Origin of the sequence: Sphingomonas sp. 67-41 (assembly GCF_001899725.1) — a bacterium.
Classification (GTDB): Bacteria; Pseudomonadota; Alphaproteobacteria; order Sphingomonadales; family Sphingomonadaceae; genus Sphingomonas; species Sphingomonas leidyi.
Genome location: NZ_MKWJ01000023.1, coordinates 271,689 through 297,742, shown reverse-complemented (window position 1 = coordinate 297,742; position 26,054 = coordinate 271,689). Strand labels below are relative to the sequence as shown.

28 protein-coding genes and 1 tRNA gene are annotated in these 26,054 nt (G+C 67.6%); 16 read left to right on the top strand and 13 right to left on the bottom strand.

Annotation, left to right across the window (positions count from 1 at the left end; all coding sequences use genetic code 11):
• Positions 1-43: 43 nt before the first annotated feature.
• Entirely contained in the window at positions 44-991 is a 948-nt protein-coding gene (locus BGP17_RS18070) for an SPOR domain-containing protein (RefSeq protein WP_286712988.1), read from the bottom strand.
• 177 nt (positions 992-1,168) lie between these two features.
• On the opposite strand from BGP17_RS18070, the gene BGP17_RS18065 reads away from it, so the two are divergent.
• The 5 genes from BGP17_RS18065 to BGP17_RS18045 all read left to right on the top strand — a co-directional run bounded on the left by BGP17_RS18065 (position 1,169) and on the right by BGP17_RS18045 (position 4,548).
• Positions 1,169-1,882, top strand: a complete 714-nt coding sequence (locus BGP17_RS18065) for an AAA family ATPase (protein WP_086128985.1) — start codon at positions 1,169-1,171, stop codon at positions 1,880-1,882.
• Positions 1,882-2,457, top strand: a complete 576-nt coding sequence (locus BGP17_RS18060; RefSeq protein WP_286712987.1) for a hypothetical protein — start codon at positions 1,882-1,884, stop codon at positions 2,455-2,457. The genes BGP17_RS18065 and BGP17_RS18060 overlap by 1 nt, the downstream gene beginning before the upstream one ends.
• An 11-nt stretch (positions 2,458-2,468) precedes the next feature.
• Positions 2,469-3,839, top strand: coding sequence for an SPOR domain-containing protein (locus tag BGP17_RS18055; protein WP_286712986.1), 1,371 nt, complete (start codon positions 2,469-2,471; stop codon positions 3,837-3,839).
• Between the two features lie 140 nt (positions 3,840-3,979).
• Positions 3,980-4,165, top strand: coding sequence for a hypothetical protein (locus BGP17_RS18050; protein WP_167298264.1), 186 nt, complete (start codon positions 3,980-3,982; stop codon positions 4,163-4,165).
• Positions 4,162-4,548 (top strand): DUF1801 domain-containing protein, encoded by a 387-nt coding sequence (locus BGP17_RS18045; RefSeq protein WP_286712985.1) that lies wholly within the window; start codon positions 4,162-4,164, stop codon positions 4,546-4,548. Before BGP17_RS18050 ends, BGP17_RS18045 begins: the two co-directional genes overlap by 4 nt.
• A 27-nt stretch (positions 4,549-4,575) precedes the next feature.
• On the opposite strand, the gene BGP17_RS18040 is transcribed toward BGP17_RS18045, so the two are convergent.
• Both BGP17_RS18040 and BGP17_RS18035 read right to left on the bottom strand, forming a co-directional pair.
• The gene (locus tag BGP17_RS18040; protein WP_286712984.1) at positions 4,576-5,766 is read right to left on the bottom strand and encodes a dihydroorotase; all 1,191 of its coding nucleotides are present in this window, start codon (positions 5,764-5,766) and stop codon (positions 4,576-4,578) included.
• A complete protein-coding gene (locus BGP17_RS18035; protein WP_167298267.1) occupies positions 5,763-6,752 on the bottom strand; it encodes an aspartate carbamoyltransferase catalytic subunit in 990 nt (329 codons plus the stop codon). The genes BGP17_RS18040 and BGP17_RS18035 overlap by 4 nt, the downstream gene beginning before the upstream one ends.
• A 151-nt stretch (positions 6,753-6,903) precedes the next feature.
• Between BGP17_RS18035 and BGP17_RS18030 the strand changes: the two genes are divergently transcribed.
• Positions 6,904-7,692 (top strand): hypothetical protein, encoded by a 789-nt coding sequence (locus BGP17_RS18030; protein WP_286712982.1) that lies wholly within the window; start codon positions 6,904-6,906, stop codon positions 7,690-7,692.
• 31 nt (positions 7,693-7,723) lie between these two features.
• On the opposite strand, the gene ruvX is transcribed toward BGP17_RS18030, so the two are convergent.
• Positions 7,724-8,185, bottom strand: coding sequence for a Holliday junction resolvase RuvX (ruvX, locus tag BGP17_RS18025; protein ID WP_286712980.1), 462 nt, complete (start codon positions 8,183-8,185; stop codon positions 7,724-7,726).
• Positions 8,186-8,245: 60 nt separating this feature from the next.
• Positions 8,246-9,355, bottom strand: a complete 1,110-nt coding sequence (locus tag BGP17_RS18020; protein ID WP_286712979.1) for a DUF3089 domain-containing protein — start codon at positions 9,353-9,355, stop codon at positions 8,246-8,248.
• 172 nt (positions 9,356-9,527) lie between these two features.
• Here BGP17_RS18020 and BGP17_RS18015 point away from each other — a divergent pair, with 172 nt between their 5' ends.
• The 4 genes from BGP17_RS18015 to gatB all read left to right on the top strand — a co-directional run bounded on the left by BGP17_RS18015 (position 9,528) and on the right by gatB (position 14,831).
• Positions 9,528-11,315, top strand: a complete 1,788-nt coding sequence (locus tag BGP17_RS18015; RefSeq protein ID WP_286712978.1) for a DUF4153 domain-containing protein — start codon at positions 9,528-9,530, stop codon at positions 11,313-11,315.
• Positions 11,316-11,357: 42 nt separating this feature from the next.
• The gene (gene gatC / locus BGP17_RS18010) at positions 11,358-11,645 is read left to right on the top strand and encodes an Asp-tRNA(Asn)/Glu-tRNA(Gln) amidotransferase subunit GatC (protein WP_167298272.1); all 288 of its coding nucleotides are present in this window, start codon (positions 11,358-11,360) and stop codon (positions 11,643-11,645) included.
• Positions 11,642-13,126 (top strand): Asp-tRNA(Asn)/Glu-tRNA(Gln) amidotransferase subunit GatA, encoded by a 1,485-nt coding sequence (gene gatA, locus BGP17_RS18005; RefSeq protein WP_167298273.1) that lies wholly within the window; start codon positions 11,642-11,644, stop codon positions 13,124-13,126. The genes gatC and gatA overlap by 4 nt, the downstream gene beginning before the upstream one ends.
• A 199-nt stretch (positions 13,127-13,325) precedes the next feature.
• On the top strand, positions 13,326-14,831 hold the full coding sequence (gene gatB, locus BGP17_RS18000) for an Asp-tRNA(Asn)/Glu-tRNA(Gln) amidotransferase subunit GatB (protein ID WP_167298274.1): 1,506 nt from the start codon (positions 13,326-13,328) through the stop codon (positions 14,829-14,831).
• On the opposite strand, the gene BGP17_RS17995 is transcribed toward gatB, so the two are convergent.
• Positions 14,797-15,345 (bottom strand): hypothetical protein, encoded by a 549-nt coding sequence (locus BGP17_RS17995; RefSeq protein WP_286712977.1) that lies wholly within the window; start codon positions 15,343-15,345, stop codon positions 14,797-14,799. The two genes, gatB and BGP17_RS17995, sit on opposite strands and share 35 nt — an antisense overlap.
• Positions 15,338-16,252, bottom strand: coding sequence for an acyl-CoA desaturase (locus tag BGP17_RS17990; protein WP_286712976.1), 915 nt, complete (start codon positions 16,250-16,252; stop codon positions 15,338-15,340). The genes BGP17_RS17995 and BGP17_RS17990 overlap by 8 nt, the downstream gene beginning before the upstream one ends.
• Before the next feature lie 85 nt (positions 16,253-16,337).
• Between BGP17_RS17990 and BGP17_RS17985 the strand changes: the two genes are divergently transcribed.
• Both BGP17_RS17985 and BGP17_RS17980 read left to right on the top strand, forming a co-directional pair.
• On the top strand, positions 16,338-16,655 hold the full coding sequence (locus BGP17_RS17985) for a metalloregulator ArsR/SmtB family transcription factor (RefSeq protein ID WP_167298277.1): 318 nt from the start codon (positions 16,338-16,340) through the stop codon (positions 16,653-16,655).
• Position 16,656: 1 nt separating this feature from the next.
• Entirely contained in the window at positions 16,657-17,271 is a 615-nt protein-coding gene (locus BGP17_RS17980; protein ID WP_286712975.1) for a peptidylprolyl isomerase, read from the top strand.
• Positions 17,272-17,280: 9 nt separating this feature from the next.
• Here the strand turns inward: BGP17_RS17980 and BGP17_RS17975 are convergent, their stop codons facing one another.
• From BGP17_RS17975 to BGP17_RS17965, 3 genes are read right to left on the bottom strand one after another with little or no spacing between them, the layout of a single operon-like run.
• Entirely contained in the window at positions 17,281-18,000 is a 720-nt protein-coding gene (locus BGP17_RS17975) for a Crp/Fnr family transcriptional regulator (RefSeq protein ID WP_286712974.1), read from the bottom strand.
• Between the two features lie 13 nt (positions 18,001-18,013).
• A complete protein-coding gene (locus BGP17_RS17970) occupies positions 18,014-18,184 on the bottom strand; it encodes a hypothetical protein (protein ID WP_286712973.1) in 171 nt (56 codons plus the stop codon).
• On the bottom strand, positions 18,181-18,378 hold the full coding sequence (locus tag BGP17_RS17965; protein WP_286712972.1) for a hypothetical protein: 198 nt from the start codon (positions 18,376-18,378) through the stop codon (positions 18,181-18,183). Before BGP17_RS17965 ends, BGP17_RS17970 begins: the two co-directional genes overlap by 4 nt.
• Positions 18,379-18,490: 112 nt before the next feature.
• On the opposite strand from BGP17_RS17965, the gene BGP17_RS17960 reads away from it, so the two are divergent.
• Positions 18,491-18,575, top strand: a tRNA-Leu gene (locus tag BGP17_RS17960).
• A gap of 74 nt (positions 18,576-18,649) precedes the next feature.
• On the top strand, positions 18,650-20,242 hold the full coding sequence (gene tig / locus BGP17_RS17955) for a trigger factor (RefSeq protein WP_286712971.1): 1,593 nt from the start codon (positions 18,650-18,652) through the stop codon (positions 20,240-20,242).
• Between the two features lie 62 nt (positions 20,243-20,304).
• On the opposite strand, the gene BGP17_RS17950 is transcribed toward tig, so the two are convergent.
• Both BGP17_RS17950 and BGP17_RS17945 read right to left on the bottom strand, forming a co-directional pair.
• The gene (locus tag BGP17_RS17950) at positions 20,305-20,433 is read right to left on the bottom strand and encodes a hypothetical protein (RefSeq protein WP_286712970.1); all 129 of its coding nucleotides are present in this window, start codon (positions 20,431-20,433) and stop codon (positions 20,305-20,307) included.
• 57 nt (positions 20,434-20,490) lie between these two features.
• Complete coding sequence (locus BGP17_RS17945; RefSeq protein WP_286712969.1) at positions 20,491-20,655, bottom strand: hypothetical protein; 165 nt, start codon at positions 20,653-20,655, stop codon at positions 20,491-20,493.
• A 146-nt stretch (positions 20,656-20,801) separates the two neighbouring features.
• Between BGP17_RS17945 and BGP17_RS17940 the strand changes: the two genes are divergently transcribed.
• On the top strand, positions 20,802-21,728 hold the full coding sequence (locus tag BGP17_RS17940) for a glycosyltransferase family 2 protein (RefSeq protein WP_286712968.1): 927 nt from the start codon (positions 20,802-20,804) through the stop codon (positions 21,726-21,728).
• A gap of 320 nt (positions 21,729-22,048) precedes the next feature.
• Complete coding sequence (locus BGP17_RS17935) at positions 22,049-24,637, top strand: TonB-dependent receptor (protein ID WP_208413387.1); 2,589 nt, start codon at positions 22,049-22,051, stop codon at positions 24,635-24,637.
• Positions 24,638-24,714: 77 nt separating this feature from the next.
• Here BGP17_RS17935 and BGP17_RS17930 read toward each other — a convergent pair whose 3' ends face one another.
• Positions 24,715-26,052 (bottom strand): sensor histidine kinase, encoded by a 1,338-nt coding sequence (locus tag BGP17_RS17930; protein WP_286712966.1) that lies wholly within the window; start codon positions 26,050-26,052, stop codon positions 24,715-24,717.
• Positions 26,053-26,054 lie beyond the last annotated feature (2 nt).

The following is a 26,054-nucleotide window of genomic DNA, read 5'->3' as shown; positions in this document are numbered from 1 at the left end:
CTCGAACGTCCCTACACGCATCTCTGTTGCAGGCGCGATATGACTATTGGCTCACCGGCACGCAAGGGCTCACGCCGCGGCAGGCGCCCGCCGCCTCGCCGCGGTTGGCAAAGGGGCCGACCAGCACCTTGGTGAGGGTGCCCGCCTTCACATAGTAAACCTGCCGGCCCGGGAAACGCGCGCCGACCTGGCCCCAGAGCTTGCGGGCATTGCCGGGGTCGCCGAACGCGCCGAGCTGGAGGCGCCAGCCGCCGTCGCGCATCGCCGCGGGAGGCGGTGCTGCCGTGGCGACCTTGGCCGGGGCGGGCGGCGGGGTGGCGCTGCCGGTGCGCGGCGGAGTGCGGACGGGCGTGGTGCGCGGCGGCGCCGTGCCCGCGACTTCTGCCGGGGGCGATGCCTTGCCGGGCAGGGGCGCGCGGTTCGCCTCCTCCTCATATTTGCGCGCCAGGGTCAGGCCCGCCTGGCGGTCCTGCACCGTCATGTACTTGTCCATCTGCGCAAGCGCGCTCGAGGCTTCGGCCAGGCCGGACTGCGAGGCGCGGGTGACCAGCGCATACGCGCGTACCCAGTCCTTCTGGACCGCGTCGCCGTTGAAATACATCGTGCCCAGGACGTACTGCGCACGCGGATCGCCGCGGCCGGCGGCGCGCTGGAGCCAGGGGGCGGCCTTGTCACGCTTGCCGTTGGCGAAGAGGGCAAGGCCGTAGCTCGCCTCGGCCTGCTCATGGCCCTGCGCGGCTGCCTTGCCGTACCAGAGCTCGGCCTGGTTCAGATCGGCGGTGACGCCGCGGCCGAGCTTATAGGCCTGGCCGAGGTTGAACTGCGCATCGGCATCGCCCTTCATCGCCGGGCTGCGCCAGCGATCGACCGCGCCCTTATAGTCGCCGCGCTCCCATGCCTCGACCCCGGCCTTGACCGGATTCTCCTGCGCGAGCGCAAGCGGGGCGGCGAGCGCCATCCCGGCAACAGCGATCAACCCGAGAAGCTTCATGCGACCTTCGACTCCCGCCCCGGCAAGATTGGATAAATGCCAGTTAACCATCGTTTGTGAAAGAAATCCTTACCCGGCCGCACGTACGGAGAATCCCGGGGCGGAACGCCGTTAACGCATTCTTAGACGCCGGCATGGCATCCCCACCCTCGGGTAACTGGTATTTCGAGGGGGTTCATGCGCGTTCTCGCGATGGCATCGCAGAAGGGCGGATCCGGCAAGACGACCTTGTCGGGCCATCTCGCCGTGCAGGCGGAACGGGCCGGGTGCGGCCCGGTCGTGCTGATCGACATCGATCCGCAGGGCTCGCTCGCCGATTGGTGGAACGAGCGCGAGACGGATCTTCCGGCCTTTGCGCAGACCACGGTTGCGCGGTTGGCCTCGGATCTCGAGATCCTGCGCCAACAGGGCTTCAAGCTCGCGGTGATCGACACGCCGCCGGCCATCACCATGGCGATCCAGAGCGTGATCGCGGTGGCCGAGCTGATCGTGATCCCGACGCGCCCGTCGCCGCACGACCTGCGCGCCGTGGGCGCCACGGTCGATCTGTGCGACCGCGCGGGCAAGCCGCTGATCTTCGTCGTCAACGCCGCCACGCCCAAGGCCCGGATCACCAGCGAGGCCGCGGTGGCGCTGTCGCAGCATGGCACCGTCGCGCCGATCACGCTGCATCACCGCACCGATTTCGCCGCCTCGATGATCGACGGGCGCACCGTGATGGAAGTCGATCCGAACGGCCGCTCGGCCGGCGAGGTCGCCGCGCTGTGGACCTATATCAACGACCGGCTGGAGAAGAATTTCCGCCGTACCGTCTTCGCTGCGCCGACCGCGGTCAATCAATTCGGCGCGCCGCGCCCGGCTGGCGGCTTCGGCCGCAGGGTGGTGAGCTGATGTTCGGCACCCCCAAGCCCACTGCCTCGCTCTCCTCGAGCCTGCTCGCCCGCAAGGGCCAGGCACGCCCGGCGATGCGCCCGCAGGGTTTCGTCGGCCTCAATCCGGCGACCGCCCAGGAGGATCTCGGCTGGAACGACATGGGTGACGATCACGCCCATGCGCACCATGCTCAGCAATTCGCGCCCGAGCCGGCGCCGATGCCGGCACCCAAGCCGCAGGTGCTGCGCCAGATCGAGCAGCTCGACGAGCGGTTCAGTGCGCCCGAGCCGGTGGCCGCTCCGCCGGTACCGGCGCCCGTGGCCGCGACCGCGCCGTCGTCCGCTCCGGTCGCGCCGCGCGCCGCGCTGGCTCCGGCTGCCGCCGAACGGCTCGCCCGCGAAGTGGCGCGGAAATCCAAGGCGGCGTTCACGCTCCGTCTCGACAATGACCGGCATCTGCGCCTGCGCCTCGCATCGGCGGTCACCAATCGTTCGGCGCAACAGCTCGTGACCGAGGCGCTCGACGCCTTTCTCGAATCGCTGACCGAGGTCGAGACGCTCGCGCGTCAGGTCGGCCCGGCCGGGAACCGTTGAAGGAACGGATGATGAAGACCCGTAGCAAGCTCGTGATCGGCCTCTCGGCGCTCGCGGCCGGCGGCACGCTGGCAGCCGGCATCGCGACCCAGGGCTTCGTGCTCTCGGCCTTCGCGACCGACGCGCCCAATGCGAAGAAGGCGGCGCAGGAAGCCGGCCAGGCGCGCAAGGCGATCGCCCGGCGCAAGGCCGGCGACGCGGTTGCGCACGCCGAGGCGGCGGTGGCCAATGATCCGCAGAATGCCGAGTATCGCGCGCTGCTGGGCCAGGCCTATCTGCTCTCCGGCCGCTTCGCCTCTGCGAACCAGGCGCTGGGCGACGCCCTGACGCTCAACCCCGGCGACGGCCGGGTGGCGCTCAACCTCGTTCTCGCCAAGATCGCCGGCGGCGACTGGCCGGGCGCGCGTGCGATGCTGCAGGCGCATGAAGGTACGATCCCCGCCGCCGATCGCGGCCTTGCCTTCGCGCTGGCCGGCGATCCGGTGAAGGCGGTCGAGATATTGGAGCCCGCCGCCCGGGCCGAGGACGCCACTGCCAAGACCCGCCAGAATCTCGCGCTCGCGCTGGCGCTCTCAGGCCGCTGGGCCGAAGCCAAGCAAGTCGCCGTGGTCGACGTGGCGCCCGACCAGATCGGTGCGCGCATGATGCAATGGGTGAGCTTCGCCCGCCCGACCAACGCCTATGACCAGGTTGCGTCGTTGCTCGGCGTGACGCCGGTGCAGGACGCCGGCCAGCCGGTCCGCCTCGCGCTCGCCCAGCAGAACGTGATGCTCGCCGCCGCCGCGACTCAGCCGGTGCAGACCGTGCCGGCGCAGGACGCGGTCGACAGCTACATGCCGGGCGTTCCGGCCAATGCCCAGGCAGTCGCAGTCGAGACCGGCGGCGCCGCCGCGGCCGCTTCCGTAACCGCGACGGCCGCGGTCGAGGTCGCGCCGGTCGCCGGCACCAATGGCGGCGTCGTATTCGGCCCGCGCGAGGAAGTGGTGCAGGCGGTTCCCGCCGCCGCGGTCCGCGCGCCCGTCGCCATCGCATCGCCGAGTGCGCGCGCACCGGCGATCGAGAAGGTCGCGTCGGCCAGGCCGTCGCGCGGCAATTTCTTCGTCCAGCTCGGCGCCTATGCGAACCCGGCGGTAGCCCGCGACGCGTGGAGCCGCTTCGGGGCCCGGGTGCCGGCGCTTTCGGGGCAGACGCCCTATGGCGCCAAGGTCTCGACCCGGGCCGGCAGCTTCTATCGCCTGTCGGTGGGCGGCTATGGCCGCGGCGACGCCGAGGCGCTGTGCCGTCAGGTGAAGGCGAGTGGCCAGACCTGCTTCGTGCGCGCCGGCGCGGGCGACGCGCTGGCGGCCTGGGCCAAGTCGGGCACGCGCCTGGCTTCGCGCTGAACGAGTTTCCCTCTCCCATCGGGAAAAGAGAGGCCGGGGCGGCAACGCCTCGGCCTTTTTCTCGCGCTTGACGAACGGATAACCTGATGGTTATGAGAAATGCATAGCCGAATGGTTATGTATTTTACGGAGAGGCAGCCATGATCCGCCAGATTCATCGTTGGACCGGAATCGTCTTCAGCATCGCTGCGATCGTGAACATCGTCGCGGTGATCATGGGGAGCAATGCGATGTGGCTCGGGCTGGTCGCGGTGATCCCGCTGCTGGTGCTGCTGCCGACGGGGCTCTACATGTTCGCCCGGCCCTATCTCGCGAGGAACGCATGAGCGAAGACAAGACCGCCGCCGAGCAGATCGACGCCCGCATCGCCGCCCTGGACGACTGGCGCGGCGAGACATTGGCACGGGTGCGGGCAATCATCCGCGAAGCCGATCCCGAGGTGGAAGAGGCGTGGAAGTGGCGCGGCGTGCCGGTGTGGGAACATGCCGGCATTCTCTGCACCGGCGAGACCTACAAGGCAGCGGTGAAGCTGACCTTCGCCAAGGGCGCGGCCCTGGCGGATCCCGGGGGCCTGTTCAATGCGAGCCTGGACGGGAATGTCCGCCGCGCGATCGACATCCATGAGGGCGAGACGATCGATGCGGAGGCGCTCAAGGCGCTGATCCGCGAGGCGGTGGCGGCGAACCTGGCCAGGCCGGCGAGGGGGTGACGGTCCAGGAGCGGGGCTCCGGCGACTCTATTCGATCTCCCGCCCGCCCTTGAAGACGCGGCGGACCTTGCCCTGCACCGGCAGTCCGTCGAACGGCGTGTTGCCGGCGCGCGCCTTCATCTGCGTGGCGTCGATCGCCCAGGGTGCTTCGGGATCGAACAGGATGAAGTCGGCCGGCTTGCCGGCGTCCAGCGTGCCGGCGTCCAGGCCGAGGATGCGTGCCGGGTTGGCGGCAAGCAGCTCGAAGAGGCGTTCCAGCGTAAGCACTTCGTCGCGGACCAGGCCGAGCGACAGGGCGAGCAGCGTCTCGGCACCCGACATGCCTTCTTCGGCGTCGGCGAAGGGAAGGCGCTTGCCCTCGGGCCCGCGCGGATCATGGCCCGAGGCGATCACGTCGATCGTACCGTCGGCGAGCGCGGCGCGAACCGCCTGACGGTCGCCATCGCCGCGCAGCGGCGGCGAGAGGCGGGCATAGGTGCGATAGTCGCTGACGTCGATGTCCGAGAGCAGCCAGTGCGCCGGAGTGACGCCGCAGGTGACCTTCACGCCGCGGCGCTTGGCCTGGCGGACCAGGTCGAGCCCGGCGGCGGTGGTGACCTGGCGGAAATGGATGCGGGCGCCGGTGTCTTCGGCGAGCATCGTGTCGCGCGCGATCGCCAGTGCCTCGGCAATGGCGGGGGCGGCGGCAAGGCCCAGGAGCGTGGCGGTGAGGCCTTCGGTCGCGACCGCGTCGCCCGCGAGCCCGCCATCCTCGGCATGGGCGATGACGGCAAGGCCGCAATCGCGGGCATAGGCAAGCACCTTGCGCATCACGCTCGCGTCCGCGATCCAGCGGCGGCCGGTGGCGACGGCCCTGGCGCCCGCAGATGCGTTGATCGCCATCTCGGCCAGGTCGGCACCCTGGAGGCCGCGCGTGGCGGCGGCGAGCGGATGGACCCACAGGTCGGGCTTCCCCATCAGCGCGGCGCGGCGGATGATGCCGGGATCGTCGAGGATCGGCGACTGATCGGGCATCAGCCCGACTCGAGTGATGCCGCCGGCCCGGCAGGCGGCGCGGTCCACGGCGAACACGCCCAGGTCGACGATGCCGGGGGCGAGGGTGAGGCCCTTGCCGTCGATGGTCTCGGCGCCGGCAGTTTCGGTGGCGACGGTTTCGCCGTCAAAGGCGAAGCTGGCGCCGCCGCCAAGGACTTTGACGTTCTCGAACACCCGGCTCATGCCCAGCCCTCCACGCCGCGCTCGGCTCTGGTGAGGACGTCCAGACAGGCCATGCGGACGGCCACGCCCATCTCCACTTGCTCGGTGATCGCGCTGCGCTCCGGATGGTCGGCGATCGCGCTGTCGATCTCTACGCCGCGGTTCATCGGGCCCGGATGCATTACCAGCGCATCGGGCCTGGCCAGGGCGAGCCGCTCGGGCGTGAGGCCATAGCGGGCATGGAACTCGCGGGTGGAGGGGATGAAGCCGCCGGCCATCCGCTCGTTCTGGACGCGGAGCATCATCACGACATCGGCGCCTTCCAGCGCGGCGTCGAAATCCACGAAGGGCGTGACGTAGAGTCCTTCGATCGCCGGGGGCATCAGCGTGGAGGGTGCGACCACGCGGACCTCCGCGCCCAATGCGGTCAGCGCCAACATGTTCGAGCGGGCGACACGGCTGTGGAGCAGGTCGCCGCAGATCACAACGCGCTGGCCGGCGACCGCGCCGCGGCGGCGGCGGATGGTGAGCGCGTCGAGCAGCGCCTGGGTCGGGTGCTCGTGCCAGCCGTCGCCGGCGTTGAGCACCGGGCAATCGACCTTGTCGGCGATCAGCTGCACCGCGCCCGAGGCCATGTGGCGGATCACGATCACATCGGCGCGCATCGCGTTGAGCGTGACGGCGGTGTCGATCAGGGTCTCGCCCTTCTTCACCGAGCTTTGCGCTGCGTGCATGTTGACCACGTCTGCCCCCAGGCGCTTGCCGGCGATCTCGAAGGAGAGGAGCGTGCGAGTGGAATTCTCGAAGAAGGCGTTGATCTGGGTGATGCCCTCGAGCCGCCGGTCGCTGCGCGCGCGGGTGCGGTTCGCTTCGATCCACTGCTCGGCCTCGTCGAGCAGGAACATGATCTCATGGGGCTGGAGGCCCGCAATCCCGGTGAGGTGCCGGTGCGGGAAGACGGCGCGGCCCTTTATCTGGGCTGCGGGGCGATGATCGGAGGCTTGCATTAAAGCCGTCGCCTAGACCCGCCGGGCCGGCGAGGCAAGCCGCGAGGCGGCGGAGTCTCGCATCTGCCGCAAATGCCGGATAGGAAGTCCGCCGCGTTGCGTTTCGGGGGGAGCGTTCGTGCAGGGCTGGTGGGCTGTCTTTGTTGGTTGGATGACGCGCGATCCCGCGTGGCTGGCGGCGTTCCAGGCCGGGGCGTTCTTCTTCGTGCTGGGGCTGGTGCTCGTTCTCGTGCTGCTGCCCTGGTGGCTGGCGCGGGTCGAGCGGGCGCGCTGGCGGCCGCTCCGGCGGATGCTGGTGCTGGCCGCGTTGCAGGCGCATCGCGATTGCGGGGAGAATGTCGTGGCGCTGTCCCGTCAGTTCTTCCGCGAGAATGCCGGGGCGCCGCTCGATCGGCTGATCCGCGCGCGGCGGGCGATCGAACGGCAGCAATCGGACGGCGCGCGTTTCGCCCGGATGGTGTCGGTCTATGCGCCGGCAGTGGACGCGCGCCACGCCGCGCTGCTCGCCGATACCGCGGCGCTGGCCGAACTGGCCGAGCATACGCTCGCGGGGCTGACCCGACTCTATCTCGGCCAGGCGACGGTGCGGGTGGGCGCCAATGCCGTGCATGGCGACGATCAGCTCGGCTATGCGTCCGCGCAGCTCGTCTCGCTGTCCTATATTGCCGAGATGGAGGCGCTGGCGGACGGCTTTGCCGATGCGGCGGCGGAGCATCGCGCGCGGATGGAAGGCGCCCTCGGGCGCAAGGCGCGCAAGGCGGCCCGCGCGGATCTCGACCGGATCGGCGCGGACGTGGCGATGCTGGGCGCGGACGTGCGCCGGTTCTGTGGCAGGCTGCAGGCGGCGGACGCCGGGGATTCGACTTACAAGACGCGGGAACGCGGCGAGCGCGGCGCGCGCACGCTGGACGGGCTGATCGCGCGGTTCGACCGGGGCTGAGTCTCCCTCCCCTCCGGAGAGGGGAAGCCGGTCAGGCGTTCACCAACGCGTCGATCGCCGCCTGGAGGATATGGGCGGCGGCCATGTTGTCGATCATTTCCGCGCGGCGGGCGCGGCTGAAATCCTGCTCGATCAGCGTACGCTCCACTGCGACGGTGGACCAGCGCTCGTCCCAGAGCAGGATGGGGAAGCCCAGATCGGCCATGTTGCGGGCAAAGGCGCGGGTGGACTGGGTGCGGGGGCTGTCGGTGCCGTCGAGGTTGAGGGGCAGGCCGATGACGATGCCCTTCACCTGCTGCACGGCGATCAGCGCCTGGAGCGCGGCCTTGTCCTTGGAGAATTTCGTGCGGCGGACCAGTTCCGCCGGGCTCGCGAAGCTCCAGCCGGCATCGCAGAGGGCGGTGCCGATCGTCTTGGTGCCGACGTCGAGGCCGATCAGGCGGCCGCCGGCGGGGAGGGTGGCGCGAAAGTCGGCGGGGGCGGTGGTGATCATCGGGCCGTTCTAACCAGAATCGTCATTCCCGCGAAGGCAGGGATGACGGGACAGGGGACTTTAGAACGGCCAGAGCTTGCGCCGGGCCTTCAATCGCCGCTCGGCATCGGCGCGGACGTTCGCCCAGAACAGGCTGTAGTCGAACACGTGATAATTGTTGCCCGGCAGCACATAGGGACCCAGTTCGGGTGGGCTGTTGCCGATCATCAGGAAGCCGCGCCCGTCGCAGCGCGCGGGAACGAGGTTCTTCTGGAGCACGGCGCTGCTCAGGTCCCTGCTCGGCAGCAGGCCGCCCAGATTGGCCTCCATTGGCGCGCCGTCGTTGGGCTTGCCGGTGAGCGGATTGGTGCAGACCATCGGCGTGCCCTTGCGCGGCTGGCCGGTGAAGCCGTTCGTCTGGTCGAAGGTATCCAGGATCAGCGAGGGATCGGCGGGTTCGGCGAAGCTCTGCCAGGAGAGGATGCAGCCGGTCTCGTCCGGGCCGGAACATGCGGGCAGGCCCATCTTCGGCAGGTCGGCGGTGATCGAGACCGGCCAGCCGACCACATAGGCGGCGACGATTCGTTTCGCCAGCGGCTTGCCCGCGACGCGGTCGACGAGCAGGCGGCTGAGGTGGAGCGCGCCCTGGCTGTGGCCGGCGAGGATGATCGGGCGGTTGCCGGCTTCCTTGAGGAACTGGTCGAACGCCGCGAGCACGTCGCGATAGGCGAAGTCGAGCGCCTGCTGCGCCTGGGCCTTGCTGGTGAGGAAGGCGCCGAAGGTCGCCTGGCGGTATCGCGGCGCCCAGACCAGGCCCGAGGAATTGAAGGCGCTCGCCTGGCCGCGCAGGAACAGTTCGGCCCGGGCATTGGCGGCGACGTCGTTCAGCGGGGCGTTCCACTGCGTGCGATCGAGGAACGAAGTCGGGTGGACGAAGAATATCGCGGCGGGCGGGTTCTCCGCCGGCTGGAAGCCGTCCGGAGTCCATAGCGCCGGATTGCCGGGCTTGTCCGGCCGGGCGAGCCAGAGATCGGCCCTGCCATAGTCGCCGGGCGCGGAGAGCCGCGCCACTTCCGCGCTGGGCACCAATGCCTGGCGGAGCAGCTCGATGCCCCAGAATCGATAGGCGAAGTTGGCGGCCAGTGCGAGCACGATGAGTCCTACTACGAGATAGAGAAACTTCCGGGCCAAGCCCATCTCCATTGTGCAATGCAGCATAGAGCCGATTTGTTGCAATCGCATTCCCGTGGGGCACGATTGCCGGGGATGCAACCTTGCATGCGCGATGCAGCCATTCTGCACCGGAAATCCACTTTACCGCCTCGGCCGGATGCGGGAGCATCGTCGGCGAGGGGAGAGGGGCATGGACGAGATCGAGACGCGGGCGGAGTTCGGGGAGGCGGCGCCGCCGGAAGGCTGGGCGGCGCGGCCCTTGCTGCTGGCCGGGCTGGGGCTGGCGACCGGCGTCGCCGCGCACCTGATCCTGGGCGGCAGCCTGAACTACCGCATGGAATGGAGCGCGCTGCAGGCGGCGGCGCTGATGGGCGTGACGCTGTTCGCGGCGATGATCGGCTTCACGATCGAGCGGCGGCTGTGGTGGGCCTCGATCGCGTTCGGGGCGGTGATCGGCGTGGCGGCGGGTTGCGTCACCTGGTGGAACGGCGCGCCGGGCGGGTGGAGCGCGAGCGAGGGCTGGCGCACGATGAGCCTGTTGCTCGCCGTGGCCGTCGCCGCGCCGCTGTTCCAGGCCGCGCGCGATGAAGGTGCGCCACGCACCCCCTATGCCGCGGTCCATGACTATGCCTGGCAGAATGTGGTGCTGTGGTTCGCCTGCTGGCTGTTCGTGGCGATCGTGTGGATCATGGCCTGGCTCCTCGCCAGCCTGTTCCAGCTCATCAAGATCGAGCTGCTCCACGAACTGCTGATGAAGAACTGGTTCGTCCGCGCGCTGATCGGCCTGGCGTTCGGAGCGGCGCTGGGGCTGCTGCGCGAGCATGACGCCGTGGTGCGGCTGCTCCAGCGCGTCGTCGCCACGGTGCTCGCGGTGCTGGCGCCGGTGCTCGCGATCGGGCTGGGGCTGTTCCTGCTCGCGTTACCCTTTACCTGCCTCCAGGCGCTGTGGGACGCGACTTCGGCGACCACGCCGCTGCTGCTGAGCTGCGCGGTGGGGGCGCTGATCCTCGCCAATGCGGTGATCGGCAACCGGCCGGAGGAGGAACGGCGCAATCCGCTGCTCCGCTATGGCGCGATGCTGCTGGCGATGGTGATCCTGCCGCTCGCGGTGTTGGCCGCGGTGGCGACGGGACTTCGCGTCGGCCAATATGGCTATACGCCCGAGCGGCTCTGGGCGATCGTGTTCGTGGGGATCGCGATCCTCTATGGCGCGGCCTATCTGGGGTCGCTGGTGCTGGGGCGGCTGGCCTGGACCGTGCGCGTCCGGCCGGCGAACCTGGCGCTTGCCTTCCTGCTCTGCGGCCTGGGGTTGCTGCTTGCCACGCCGCTGATCAACTTCAACCGGATATCGACCGACGACCAGGTCGGGCGGCTCGAATCGGGCAGGATCTCGGCGGCGAAGTTCGACTGGCGGGCGCTGGCGTTCGACTTCGGCAAGCCCGGGCGCGATGCGCTGGAACGGCTGCGCAGGTCGAAGAATGCCGGGATCCGGGGCAAGGCGGCGGAAGCCGCCAAGGCGGAGAGCCGCTGGGATCTCGAAATGGGCGATGTGAAGAGCTCGCCGCGTTCGGGCCCGAAATCCGCAGTGCTCGACAATGCCCGCGTCCTGCCGGAGGGGGCGAGCGTGCCCCAGGGGCTGATCGATCTGCTCGCCGACAAATATCAATGCCGCCAAGGCAATCTGTGCACGATACTCGTCGCGAACCCGGCCGAGGCCGTGGTGTTCGCCGACAGTTGCTATGCGGGAATGCTGGACAAGGACGGCAAGGCCCGGAGAATCGTCACCTATTGCGGCGGCGGCGATCGTTTCGTGCTCGCGGACGGCGCGTGGAAGGATGCCGCCGATCGCTTCGTGCCGAGCGCGGAGCAGCGCGCGCAGATCGCGGCCGGCTATCCGGCGGGGAGAGTCGAGATTCGCCCCGTCGAGCGGCGCCAGGTCTTTGTCGGCGGCGTGCCCGTGGGCGAGCCCTTCGAATAAGCGGCGCTTGAAGGCGGGAGGCGCGGCTGTTAGGCGCCTCCCATGTCCGTCGATACCGCAACCGTGAAGAAGGTGGCGAGCCTCGCACGCATCGCGATCAGCGATGCCGATGCCGAGCGTCTCGCGCCCGAGCTCAACAACATTCTGGGCTGGATCGAGCAGCTCGGCGAGGTCGACACCTCGTCGGTCGAGCCGATGACCGCCGTTATCCCCAATGTGCTGCGCCTGCGCGAGGATGTGGTGACCGAGGGCAACCAGCGCGACGCCGTTCTCCGGAATGCGCCGCAGGGCGAACACGGCTTCTTCACCGTGCCGAAGGTGGTCGAATGAGCGACATCACCGATCTGGGCGTCGCGAGCCTTCGCGACGGCATCCGCACCGGCAAGTTCTCGGCACGCGAAGTCGCCGACGCGTTCATCGTCAAGGTGAGCAAGGGCAAGGCGCTCAACGCCTTCATCGTCGAGACTCCCGAGCACGCGCTGGCCGCCGCCAAGGCTGCCGACGAAGCGATCGCCAGGGGCGAGCCGCTCAAGCCGCTTTCCGGCGTGCCGCTGGGCATGAAGGACCTGTTCGCGACCAAGGGCGTGCAGACCACGGCCGCCAGCCACATCCTGGAGGGCTTCGAACCCGTCTATGAATCGACGGTCTCGCAGAAATTGTGGGACGCGGGCGCCGGCATGCTGGGCAAGCTCAACATGGACCAGTTCGCGATGGGTTCGTCGAACGAGACGAGCTATTTCGGCAACGTGATCTCGCCCTGGCGGCGCGGCGGCGGCGACAATGCCCCGCTGGCTCCCGGCGGTTCCTCGGGCGGCAGCTCGGCGGCGATCGCCGCGCGGCTCGTGCCCGGCGCGACCGGCACCGACACCGGCGGCTCGATCCGCCAGCCCGCCGCCTTCACCGGCATCAGCGGCATCAAGCCCACCTATGGCCGCTGCTCGCGCTATGGCGTGGTCGCCTTCGCCTCGTCGCTCGACCAGGCGGGACCGATGGCGCGCGACGTGCGCGACTGCGCGATCCTGCTCGAGAACATGGCGGGCTTCGATCCGCGCGATTCGACCTCGCTCCAGCTGCCGGTGCCGAAATGGGAGGAGCATCTCTCCGGGGATCTGAGCGGCAAGAAGATCGGCATCCCGGCCGAGTATCTGATCGACGGCACGCCGACCGAGATCGCCAAGCTCTGGGAAGCGGGCATCGCCTGGGTGAAGGACGCCGGCGCCGAGGTGGTGGAAGTGTCGCTGCCCCACACCAAATATGCGCTGCCGGCCTATTACATCATCGCGCCGGCCGAAGCTTCGTCGAACCTCGCCCGCTATGACGGCGTGCGCTACGGCCTGCGCGAACTGGCCGAGGGGCAGAACCTGCAGGAAATGTACGCGGCGACGCGTGCGGCGGGCTTTGGCGACGAAGTGAAGCGGCGTATCCTGATCGGCACCTATGTGCTCTCGGCGGGCTTCTACGATGCCTATTACACACAGGCGCAGAAGGTCCGCGCACTGATCGCGCGCGACTTCGAGAACGTCTTCAGCATGTGCGACCTGCTGCTGACGCCGACCGCGCCGAGCGCCGCGTTCGCGCTGGGCGAGAAATCGGCCGATCCGATCGCCATGTACCTCAACGACGTGTTCACCGTGCCTTCGAGCCTCGCCGGCTTGCCGGCGATGAGCGTGCCGGGGGGGCTCGACGCGGGTGGCCTTCCGCTCGGATTGCAGATCATCGGGCGTCCGCTCGACGAGCAGGGCGTGCTGAATGCCGGTCTGGCGATCGAGCAGCGCGCGGGATTCGCAGCGCGGCCCGAGGCATGGTGGTGAGCGTGGCGGCCGGCGTCGATTATCTCGAGGTCGGCCGAAAGGCGCATGAGCTGGAGACGCGGCACGGTATGGGCGGAGCCCTTCGCTACGCTCGAAAGATTTCGGAATAGGCCCTGGCCGACGGGGATTTGGACGACCATCAATTTTGGAAAGCCGTCGCAGCCATGCTGACGCCGCGCTGAGCCTGAGAAGAAGCAACATGACTGATTCCACCTACCGCATCCAGGGCGAAACCGGCGAATGGGAGGTCGTGATCGGCCTCGAAGTCCATGCGCAGGTCACTTCCAACGCCAAGCTCTTCTCGGGCGCGGCGACCACGTTCGGCGCGGAGCCGAACAGCCAGGTGAGCCTGATCGATGCGGCGATGCCGGGCATGCTGCCCACGCCGAACAAGGAGTGCATCCGCCAGGCGGTGCGCACCGGCATGGCGATCGGCGCGGTGATCAACAAATGGTCGCGCTTCGACCGCAAGAACTATTTCTACGCCGATCTGCCGCAGGGCTATCAGATCAGCCAGCTCTTCCACCCGCTGGTGGGCGAGGGGCAGATCGAGATCAGCCTGGACGACAAGGATCCCGAGGCCGCGGTCAAGACGATCGGCATCGAGCGCATCCATGTCGAGCAGGATGCCGGCAAGCTGATGCACGACCAGCATCCGTCGCGTTCCTATGTCGACCTCAACCGCGCCGGCGTGGCGCTGATGGAGATCGTGTCCAAGCCCGACATGCGCTCGCCGCAGGAAGCCGGGGCGTATCTGAGCAAGCTGCGCGCGATCCTGCGCTATGTGGGCAGCTGCGACGGCAACATGGACCAGGGCTCGATGCGCGCGGATGTGAACGTCAGCGTCCGCAAGCCGGGCGCCGAGTTCGGCACGCGCACCGAGACCAAGAACGTCAACTCGGTCCGCTTCGTCATGCAGACGGTGGAAGTCGAGGCGCGCCGCCAGGTCGAGGTGCTGGAGAGCGGCGGCCGGATCGTCCAGGAGACCCGGCTGTTCGATCCCGATCGCGGCGAGACCCGCTCGATGCGCTCGAAGGAAGATGCGCACGACTATCGCTATTTCCCCGATCCCGACCTGCTGCCGCTGGAGCTGGACGATGCGTTCCTGGCGGAATGCCGCGCCAGCCTGCCCGAGCTGCCCGACGCCAAGCGCCGTCGCTACGAGCAGGCGCTGGGGCTGAGCGCCTATAATGCCGCGACGCTGACTGCCGATGCGGACACCGCGCGCTGGTTCGAGGCGCTGCTCGCCGAAAGCGCACGGGTGCAGAAGAAGGGCGAGAACGAAGTCGCGCGCGCCGCGGCCAACTGGCTGCTCTCGGATCTCTATGGCGCGCTCAACCGGCTCGGCAAGGATCTGGACGCGAGCCCGGTCAGCCCCGAACAGGGCGCCGAGCTGCTCGCGCTTGCCGCGGACGGCACGCTTTCCGGGCCGCTCGCCAAGCAGGTGTTCGAGATCATGCTCGAGACGGGCGAGCCGGCAGGCAGGATCGTCGAGGAGCGCGGGCTGAAGCAGACCAGCGACACCGGCGCGATCGAGGCGGTGATCGCCGAGGTGCTGGCGAAGAATCCCGGCCAGCTCGAGCAGTATCGCGGCGGCAAGGAGGCCCTGTTCGGCTTCTTCGTCGGCCAGACGATGAAGGCGATGGGCGGCAAGGCCAATCCGGCAGTGGTCAACGAACTGCTGAAGAAGGCGCTGGCGGGGTAGGCGGGAGGTCGTATCTCGCCTTCTCGGCGGGATTGACCGCATAGCCTGACGGTGTGCGGATCAGGTCGGCGGGAAGCGGGATCGCTCCCGTTGGCATGATCGGGAGCGATAGCGTTCCCGGCCAGCGCCGAGCCACGCTTTGCATCAGGTGCTGCCGGAACCGGGCGAAACCTTTCGGATCTTCGCCTTTGGCGAAGCTGATCCAGATTCGGCCGAGATTATCGCGATAGTCCATGGCCGAGGCAACGATCTCCCGGTCCTCCTTTCCCCGCCAGATCGTCGCGTTCAGGGTGATCGGCGATACTTCGGACAAGCGCTGAAGCTCTTCCGGCGTGGCGGCGTCGAGGTGAAACCCGCTTGCTTCGGCCTCGTGGCGCAGCAGGGCCAGAAACGCATCTCGTTCGGCGGCATCGGGCAGCGGGACCTCGAACGCCGCGACGGTGCGTCTGCTTTCGCGCTGAGGCGCGGTATCGCAGGCGGCGCACGCCAAGAAGAGCATCAGGATGTTACGCATGCAGCTTCTCCCGGCGCAGCAGCTTGTTGCTGCGTTCGGGCGCGCACTCGGGCGTCCGCACGTCCCAGGCCAGGCCGGCGCGCTCCAGCAGGCGGATGAAGGCGTAGCCGAGGTCGCTCTGGCCCGGATAGAGCCCGATCTTCGCCGAGCCGGGGAAGGCGTGGTGGTTGTTGTGCCAGGCCTCGCCCATCGTGATCAGCCCGGCCCAGGGCACGTCGTGCGCCTGGACGCCGGCATCCGCAACGATCCAGCGCTGCGGCCCGCGATTATGGGCCAGATGGCCGACCAGCCAGTGGCCGTGCACGCACACGAAGACGCGGGCACAGACGCCCCACACGACGAAGCTCCAGCCGCCCGCCCAATAGAGCAAGGCCGCGACGGGCAGCTGCTGCGCCATCCAGCTGGCTTCGAGGAAGCGGTAGAAGGGATCGCGGCCGATGCGGCCAAGATCGAAGCGTGGCGGCGAATCGAGCTCCAGGCGGCAATGGAGCTGCCACCAGGCATCTCTTGCCGGGCGGCTGGCGTGGCTGAGATAGGGGTGGCAATCGGCGCGGCGCTGCGCCCAGTCCCGCAAATCGTGCGTGCGGATGATCGCGAACGGGCCGCTCATGCCGACCAGCGCGCCGAACCAGACGAGCAGGCGCTCGAGCCAGGGCGCGCAGCCGAAGCTCTTGTGGATCAGCCGCCGGTGATAGCCGACCGAATGGCCGAGCAGCAGCGTGGCGCCGGTCGTGCCGATGAACACCGCCAGCGCGGCGGGCGAGCAGGTGAGGGGGGCTAGGACGAGCGTCGTTGCCGCCATTCCGCCGTTCCACAGCGACTGGACCGGCGCCCAGCGCACGCGCCCCTCCACGGGATCGGCTCCCGGCGTCTCGACGAGATGGTTCACTGCATGCGGATCCGTCATGGCGCGACTCAAAGGTATTTAAGCAACTACTTTATTATCGCCTTTGCGCTGGCGGGCAATGAAGAAATTGCTTAAATACCTTCCCATGCAACGCGTCTTCGAAGCCCTGTCGTCCACCGTGCGCCGCAAGATCCTGGCCTATCTGGCCCATGCCGAACTGACTGCCGGAGAGATCGCGGCGCGGTTCGAGATATCCAAGCCGGCGGTGTCGCAGCATCTCGCGGTGCTGGAGAATGCGGGGCTGGTCACCAGCGAGAAGCGCGGACAATATGTCCATTACCGGCTGGTGCGCGAGCATCTGGCCAATGTGCTGAACGACTATGTGCAGGAAGTCTGCCCGGTATCGCGCCCGCTCAAGCGGGAGAGCGTGGCGCTGGGGGAGGGTTCGGAGGAGAAGGAATAGGATGCGCTGGATCGCCGCTTGCCTGCTGAGCCTGGTCGCCCTGCCCGTTCTTGCGCAGACCGCGCCCGCGCCGAGTCCCGCGGCGACGCTGCCGCGCGTGGCGCTGACCACTGCCGCGGGCACGATCGTCGTCGAGGTCGACACCGTCCACGCGCCGATCAGCGGCAACAACTTCCTGCGCTATGTCGATCAGAAGCGGCTCGACGGCGCCCCCTTCTACCGGGTGGTGAAGGTGCAGGACCATTTCGGCTTCGTGCAGTTCGGAGTGAACAATGCGCGGGGCAAGGTGTTGCCACCGATCAAGCATGAACCGACCACGCTCACCGGCATCAAGCACACGGATTTCACGCTTTCGACGCCCCGCCGCGCGCCCGACACCGCCGCCGGCGATTTCACCATCCTGCTGGGCGACCAGCCTTCGTTCGACGCCGATCCGACCAAGCCCGGCGACAATCTCGGCTATGCGGCCTTTGCCCATGTCGTCGACGGCAAGGACGTGGTGCTCAAGGTCTTCGACGCCCCCAATTCGCCCACCGCCACGCTGGGCGGCTATTTCAAGGGCGAGATTCCGGCAGCACCGGTGAAGATCCTGACGGCGCGCCGGGTTGCGAACTAGAGGCGGGCGCTAGTTCGCCGGCCGGTCGAGATACAAATAGAGCGGGTCGAACTCGGCAAGCGATTCCAGCCTGGGCCGGTCGTGGATCGTCACCCGCCCGCTGCGAAAATCGGCCAGGCCCGCCTCGCGCAACTCGCGCAGCACGCGGTTCACATGCACCCCGGTGAGGCCGAGGCACTCGGCGAACTGGTTCTGCGTGATCGGCAGGCCGAAGCCGTTGCCTTCCGCCGCGCCGACGGCGAGCAGCCGCGACTGCAGCTCGCAGAGCAGGTGCGCGGCACGCTCGATGGCGTTGCGCCGGCCGAGCGAGACTTCCCATTCGCGGTGGATGCTTGCGTCGAGATTGGTCGAGAACCAGAAGGCACGGGCAAGGTTCGGGAAGCGGCCGGTGATCTCCGTCACCTTGGCGTGCGGCGCGCGGGCGATCCGGCAGGGGGTGAGGGTGATCACATTGTGATCGAGATAGCCCAGCGTATAGCCGTGCAGGTCGGCGAAATCGCCGGGCACGTGCAGGTGCGTGATCTGGCGCTGGCCGTTGCTGAGGTCCTTGTACCGCGCGAGCAGGCCGTCGAGCAGCAGGATCGAGCTGTTCAGCCGCTCGCCGCGGCGCACGATCACCTGCTCCGCCGCATGGACGAACGGACCCTGCACCGCGGCACGCAGCGCTTCCTCCTCCGGAGCGCTGATTTCGCAGCGCAGCCGGAGCCTTTTCAAATGTTTGTCGATCATGGATGGCCGGAGTTTACTGCTGATCCAAGTCCTGGTGCCGCACGTCGCCGGTACGGCCCGATAGCGCTAGGGGCTCCGGCGGCGCATGACCGTTGCCGGTTTCGCCCGGTTTGACGGCGTCGGCGCGGGTTTCGCCGATCCGCGTGCGATCGGAGCGCGGGTCTTCACGATCATTGTCGTTCATCCTCTCTCTCCCTGTCGGGCAATCGGCTGGCCGGGCGCGGGCACTGTCGGCGTGGCCGGCTGCGGTACGGGCACGTCGATGTCCGGCACCGGCGGATCAAGTTCGGGAGGCGGGCTCGCCGGCTGGCCCGGAAGCGGCGCGGGAGGCTGCTCGGCGGGCGGCACGGTGGGCTGGACGGGCGGCTCAACGGGCACGAACGGTCTCCTTGTTTCGGTAGACCAACGCTTCGTGTCGCGATGAAGTTGCCTGCGCCCTTGCGATGAAGGCCCCGACTGTTATAGAGCCCGCCGACCGGCGGTGCCCTGTGCGGGCGTGGCGGAACTGGTAGACGCGCCAGATTTAGGTTCTGGTATCGAAAGGTGTGGGGGTTCGAGTCCCTTCGCCCGCACCAGCATCGCCGCTCGTTTGCCCGCGTCACCGGACGCCTGCCAATTCCTTTTCTTGAAGTTTGGAAGCCTGAGAAAAATGCAGACTGTCGAGACGTTGAACGAGGGCCTGAAGCGCGCCTACACGCTCAAGATCACTGCCAAGGACATCGACAAGAAGGTCGATGCCGAGGTCAAGCGGGTTGCCCCGCAGGTCCGCATGCCGGGCTTCCGTCCGGGCAAGGTGCCGACCAACCTGATCCGCAAGATGCATGGCGAGGCGATCGCGCAGGACGCGCTCAACAGCTCGATCCAGGAAGGCGTGCAGAAGCTGATCGCCGACAACAAGCTGCGCCCGGCCGTGTCGCCGTCGGTGAGCCTGGAAGGCGAATATGCGCCCGGCGGCGATGCTGAGATCAAGGTCGAGCTGGAGGTCCTGCCGGACGTCCCGACTCCCGCGATCGACGGTCTGAAGCTCGAGCGCCTGACCGTGCCGGTGAGCGATGACGAAGTGAACGTCCAGCTCAAGCAGCTCGCCGGCCAGCAAAAGGCCTGGACCGATGCGCCGGCCAAGCACAAGGCCGCCGAGGGCGACCAGGTGACCATGGACTTCGCCGGCAGCGTCGACGGCGTCGCATTCGACGGCGGCACCGGCACCGACATGTCGGTCGAGATCGGCACCGGCCGCCTGATCCCCGGCTTCGAGGACCAGCTCGTCGGCGTGAAGTCCGGCGACGAGAAGACGATCGACGTCACCTTCCCGGCCGATTATGGCGTGCCCGACCTGGCCGGCAAGCCCGCCCAGTTCGCCCTCAAGATCACCGCCGTGAAGACTGCCGGCGAGACCGTGATCGACGATGATTTCGCCAAGACGCTGGGCCTGCAGAGCCTCGAGCAGCTCACCGGCCTGCTCAAGGGCCAGCTCGAGCAGCAGCTGAACGGCCTGACCCGCACCTATATGAAGCGCAAGCTGCTTGATCAGCTCGCCGCGGGGCATGACTTCGAGGTTCCGCCCTCGATGGTCGATGCCGAGTTCGAGCAGATCTGGCACCAGCTCCAGCACGAAGCCGAGCATGAGGCGGACCCCGAGGCGGCCAAGGCCGAGCTCGAGGCCGAGCGCGCCGATTATGTGAAGATCGCCGAGCGCCGCGTGCGCCTGGGCCTGCTGCTCTCGGAGATCGGCACCGCCAACGGCGTCGAGGTCACGCCCAACGAGATGAACCAGCTGATCACCCAGGCGGCGGCGCAATATTCGCCGAACGATCGCGAGCGCTTCTACCAGTATGTCCGCAACGAGCCGATGGCCGCCGCCCAGCTGCGCGCGCCGCTGTTCGAGGACAAGGTGGTCGATTTCCTGTTCGACAAGGCCGACATCTCGGACCGCGAAGTGACTCGCGAGGCGCTGGAAGCCGCGATCGAGAGCGATGACGGCTTCGACACCGGCACGCACACCCACGACCACGACAACCACAAGCCGCGCAAGTCGAAGAAGGCGGAAGCCGGCGAGGGCGAGGCCAAGGCCGAGAAGAAGCCCGCCGCCAAGGCGAAGAAGGCAGACGCCGAGCCGGCGGAAGCCGAGGCCGAGCCCGCCAAGAAGCCGGCCGCCAAAAAGGCTCCGGCCAAGAAGGCGGAGGGCGACGAGGCCGAAGCCAAGCCCGCCAAGAAGGCGCCCGCGAAGAAGAAGGCCGACTGAGGCTTTCTCCTTCGGGACAAGTTCAGGCCCTCGCTCCTTGTGGAGCGGGGGCCTTTGCTTTGTCAGCTGAAGATGTCGGTGAGCGCCGGGCCGCGCTGCGCGGCCTGGGCGCGGGCGATTCTCCACAGCATCGGGATGACGATGGCGGCGAGGGCGATGCCCGTCACCGACTGGATCCAGATGATCGTCATCAGCGCGAACGGGCCTGCGAACACGCTTAGGATGATCAAGTCGAAGAAGCTGAAGAGTCACAGGCCCCACGAGGCGAAGACGCACATCGTGAGGAGCGTCCGGATCAGCATGTCCATCTTGACCTCGACGGAGGCCAGCTCGGCAAGGACGTGCAGCGCATAGAGGCCGGGCCACAGGTGATAGGCGATCAGCAGCACTGGGTTGGTGGCGGCATCGATCATCACCCTCGCGATGGTTGCCGATGTCAGCGGTCAGAGCCCGCGCGTTTTCATTCTCGCTCTCCCGCCGGGAAGCATGCTCGGGGCACCAATCCCCGCCAAGTGAAATTGATATCGAACCGTAACCGTTTCGGCCCTATGGCTGGCGCATGAGCAAGCCGACCGTCGCCGTGATCCTGCCCTGCTACAATGAAGAAGCCGCGATCGCGCAGACGATCGAGGGGTTCCGCAAGGTGCTGCCGGATGCGGCCATCTACGTCTATGACAACAACAGCCGCGACCGGACGATCGAAGTCGCGCGAGCGGCCGGTGCCGTGGTCCGCAGCGAACGGATGCAGGGCAAGGGCAATGTCGTCCGCCGGATGTTCGCCGATGTCGAGGCCGACATCTATGTGATGGCGGACGGCGATGCGACCTATGATCCGGCCTCGGCCCCCGCCATGGTGACGCGCGTGGCGGAGGAGGGGCTCGACATGATCGTCGGCACCCGCGTGCACGAAGCGGCCGAGGCCTATCGCCGCGGGCATGTGCTCGGCAACCGGATGATGACCGGCATCCTCGCCAAGCTGTTCGGCCGCAGCTTCACGGACATCTTCTCGGGCTACCGCGTCTTCTCGCGCCGCTTCGTGAAGAGCTTCCCGGTGCTTTCCGCCGGCTTCGAGATCGAGACCGAGATCAGCGTTCATGCGCTGGAGCTGAAGATGCCGGTGGGCGAGGTGGAGACGCGCTATTTCGCCAGGCCCGAGGGATCGGAGTCCAAGCTAAGCACCTATCGCGACGGCTGGCGCATCCTGAAGACGATCGCGGTACTTTACCGGATCGAGCGGCCGATGCTGTTCTTCGGCTGGATCGCCACCGTGTTCGCCGCGCTGGCGGTGGGGCTCAGCATCCCGCTCGCCGTCACCTGGTTCGAGACCGGCCTCGTGCCGCGTTTCCCCACGGCGATCCTGGCGACGGGATTGATGATCCTCTCCTTCCTGAACCTGTTCACCGGGCTGATCCTCGACACGGTGGTGCGCGGGCGGCGCGAGGTGCGGCGGCTCGCCTATCTGGCGCAACCGGGGCCGCTCAAATAGGCGGTCGCCGCGAATCGAGGCTTGCAGCATTGCTCGAATATTCGATCTGATAAGGTCTACCTTGTCGGATCGGCCATCCATGGGCGTATGTCTTCAAAGATTCGCCCGATCGAAAAAGAAACTTCGATCATCACTGTCCGATGACCGGGTATGATTATTGAAGATTTCATAGACTTTACTGAATTCATTGTTCGATTCTCGTTAAATGAAACGAAAATGAAATGAGCATTACTTATATGCTGCTATCGTTGTAACAATAATGCCAACTGCAATGCGTAGGGGCGCCTCGATCAGGAATAAACCTGAAGGGGGTTACCCATATGCAGAATGTTTCCCGCTTCCGTCTGTCGCTGCTCGCGGGCGCGACCTTGTTCGCGTTGTCCGCGATGCCCGCGCTGGCGCAGGACCAGACGGCGACGACGACGTCCGCCCAGGCCGACGGCAATGATCAGGGTGGCCTCGGCGAGATCATCGTCACGGCGCAGCGTCGCGAGACCAATCTGCAGCAAACGCCGATCTCGATTTCGGTGCTGAGCACCGAGGCGCTGCAGGATCGCCACGTCCAGAGCCTGTTCAACCTGGCCGACGGTACGGTGCCGTCGCTGCGCGTCGCCACGTTCGAGGCGCGCCAGTCGGCGCTGACCATCGGCATCCGCGGTATCGTCCCCTATGACCAGAACCAGACGGCCCGCGACGGCGGCGTCAGCGTCTATATCGACGGCGTCGCCCTCGGCAAGACTCAGGGCCTCAACGCCGCGCTGTTCGACATCGAGCGCATCGAAGTGCTGAAGGGCCCCCAGGGCACGCTGTTCGGCCGCAACACCGAAGGCGGCGCGCTCTCGATGGTCACCAAGGCGCCCACCGGCGAGTTCGGCGCGCGCATGACCGCCGGCATCGGCAATTATGGCAGCCGCAACGCGGACATCCATCTCGACCTGCCGGCGTTCTTCAACATCGCGCTGAAGTTCGACGGGGTGTACCAGCATCAGGATCCGACGGTGAAGGATCCGCTCGCGGGCTCGGTCGGCTGGAACTATTACGATCGCAAGGGCGGCCGCGCGGCGGCGCGCTGGACTCCGTTCGAGGGTCTGACCGCGGACTTCTCCTATGATTATGCGAAGGACGAGAACACCCCGCAGTTCAGCCAGCTGATCAACTACAATCCGAACAACTACACCGTCGGCACCTATACGCCGGCGGGCGGTACGATCGGCACCACCCTGTATCTGCCGGGCACCGCTACCGCTTGCGGCGGCACCATCACCGCGGCCCAGGCCGCGGCTGGCCGTCTTCCCTGCGTTGCGCCGCTTGCGCCCGCGGTCGGCGTGCACCCGGAGCGTCAGAAGGTCGCCGATGTCGGCGTGCCGCAGCAGCCGAGCGTCGACATCACGCACGGCTTCACGTCGAACCTGAAGTACAAGGTCGCCCCGGGCCTCGAACTGCGTTCGATCACCGCCTGGCGCGGCGTCAGCACCGATCAGTGGGACAATTCGGGCGGTCCGGAGCGCAGCACCTATGCGCCGAACGCCAATTTCAGCCGCTACAGCCTCTCGTTCCTGAAGCAGCACCAGTTCAGCCAGGAATTCCAGGCGGTGGGCAGCTTCGATCAGTTCGATTTCGTCCTCGGCGCCTATTATTTCACCGAGCATGCGACCGAATATGCCGCGACGCCGCTCAGCAACCTGTGGAACGCGGACGGCACGGCCTACACCATCCGCAGCCCCATCGTCACCGGCACCGTCACCAGCGCGAATTCGGGCTACCAGCCCTATGCCGCCTCCTGCGTGAACACCCTGGCGGCCACCGTCCCGCAGTTCACGAACAGCTGCCAGTTCATCACGCGCGCCAGCAAGGCCTGGGACCACAACTACTCGGCGTTCGGCAACCTGACCTTCTCGCCGGAAGGCACCGGGCTGCACTTCACCGCCGGCGGCCGCTTCACCAAGGACAAGCGCCACGGCGCGCTCTACGTGGTGAACAACGCGGTGCAGGGCTTCACCTTCGAGAACAGCATCAGCCGCTTCGATCCGATGTTCAACATCGCATATGACGCGACGCAGGACGTCCATCTCTACGCCAAATATTCGACCGGCTTCCGCGCCGGCGGCGCCAACGACCGTTCGCAGAGCTTCAACGCCTTTGGTCCGGAATCGGTAAAGTCGTACGAGATCGGGGCGAAGATGGACTTCTTCGACCATCATGCCCGCTTCAACATTGCCGGCTACATCATGGATCGCAGCAACACGCAGTTCGACTTCGACCTGTTCGACACTGCCGCGACCATCACGCTGCCCAACGGCACCGCGGTTCCGAACCCGACCAACGGCGCGCACATCGAACAGACCCAGAATGCCGGCAACACCAAGATCCGCGGCATCGAGGCCGATCTGACGGTGAAGCCGACGGCCGGCCTGACGTTGTCGGCTTCCTATGCCTATACCTATTGGAAGGCGCCTTCGGCAGTGAACCCGTTCACCGGCGGCCTGCCGCAGCAGCTCTACATCGTCTACACGCCGAAGAACGCAGCGTCGGGCGCGATCGACTATGTGCTGCCGCTCACCATCGCGAACGGCGCCAATCTGCGCCTGCACCTCGATGCCAACTATGCCAGCAGCCAGTACAGCTTCCAGCTCGAGCCGACCAAGACGGATCCGAGCTTCGTCGTGAACGGCCGCATCGCGCTGGCGGATATCAAGATGAACGACAGCGCGCAGGTGACTCTGTCGCTGTGGGCGCGCAACCTGTTCGACAACACCTATATCTATCGCCGGTCGAATGCGAACTCGTCGCCGGTGTACAACTATAATGGCGCCACCCTAGTCTCGACCAACTATGGCGGCATCCTGGGCGACTATGCCAATTTCAACCCGCCGCGCACCTTCGGCGCGGAAGCCAGCGTCAAGTTCTGATCCCCGGTTCCCGGCGGCGAGCCGGGGAGCGGATCGCGGGAATGGCGGCCCGGACGGTCATCCGTCCGGGCCGTTTCTCATGGGGCGAGCGGCAGGCGGACGCGGACGCGCAGGCCCGGCCGGTTGTCCACCAGCTCGAGCGCGCCGCGATGGAGCGCGGCGATCGCCTGGACCAGGGGCAGGCCGAGGCCGTGCCCCGGGCGGTTCCGGCTATGTTCGAGCCGGCCGAAGCGGCGGAGCGCGAGCGCATGCTCGGCCGGGGCGATGCCGGGGCCGTCATCGGCGACGGTGAGGACGGCACCGTCGCTCTCTCGCGTCACCGACACAGCGAGGGTCGAGCCCGGCGGAGTGTGGTTGACCGCATTCTCGATCAGGTTGACGACGAGTTGGGTGAGCAGCCGCGCGTCCCCCTCGATCGGTGCGGAGTCCCAGGGGCCGAGGCGCAGCTTCTGTCCCTTCTCGTCCGCCAGGGCCTCGATCGCCTCGGCAGCGCCGGCGGCGATCTCGGCCAGGTCCAGCCGGCGGAACATCGCCCGGCGATCGCCACCCTCCACTTCGGTGATGCGCAGGATCGCGGCGAACATCGCCAATATCTCCTCGCTCTGCGCCATCGCTTCCTCGACCTGGGGGCGGAGCGCATCGGCGCCGGGCTCGGCAGCGAGCCGAGCCAGCTGGCCGTGGAGCCGGGCCAGCGGCGTGCGCAGGTCATGCGCGATGTCGTTGGATATCTGGGAGAGGCTGGTCATCAGCGCCTCGATCCGGTCGAGCATGTGATTGAAGGCCTCCGCCTGCCGGCCAAAGGCGGAGCCCGCCCGCTCGACCGGCACGCGCGCGCGCAGGTCGCCGTCGACGATCGCCTCCGCCGCATGGCGTACCGCGCCGATGTTGCGCCGGATGGCAAGGCCGAGGGCCAGCGTGCCCAGCGCCACGAGCAGCAGGATCGTGCCGAAGCCCGATGCGAGGATCAGCAAGCGATGCGAATCGTGATGATCGATCGGCTCGCTCTCTGCCGCCAATGCCAGCGTCAGGCCGTTCGGCAACGCGTGCACCAGCGCCCGCCCGCGCGTGAGGCCGTGGATGCCGGCACTCCGATCGATCGTCGAGAGGCCCTGGGGAAAGCCGTGCGCGGGCGCGATGTTGCCGGCCAGGTGCCGGCCTCGTGCATCGATCAGCAGGAAGCCGATGTCGCCGCTGTCGCGTCGCCGCGTTTCCTGCGCGATCCGGTGCATCAGCAGCGGCTGGTCCGGATTGTCGGCGAGCAGTTCGGCGGCTTGTCCCTGCAGCCGCTTGTCCACTTGCCGGTCGATCGCGCCGACGAGCGCCAGATAGACTCCGGCGCAAGTCAGCACCGTGGCAAGCGCTATGGCGGTGAGGAAGGCGAGCGCGATCGCCCGTAGCGAGCGAGGCGGCGTCATGG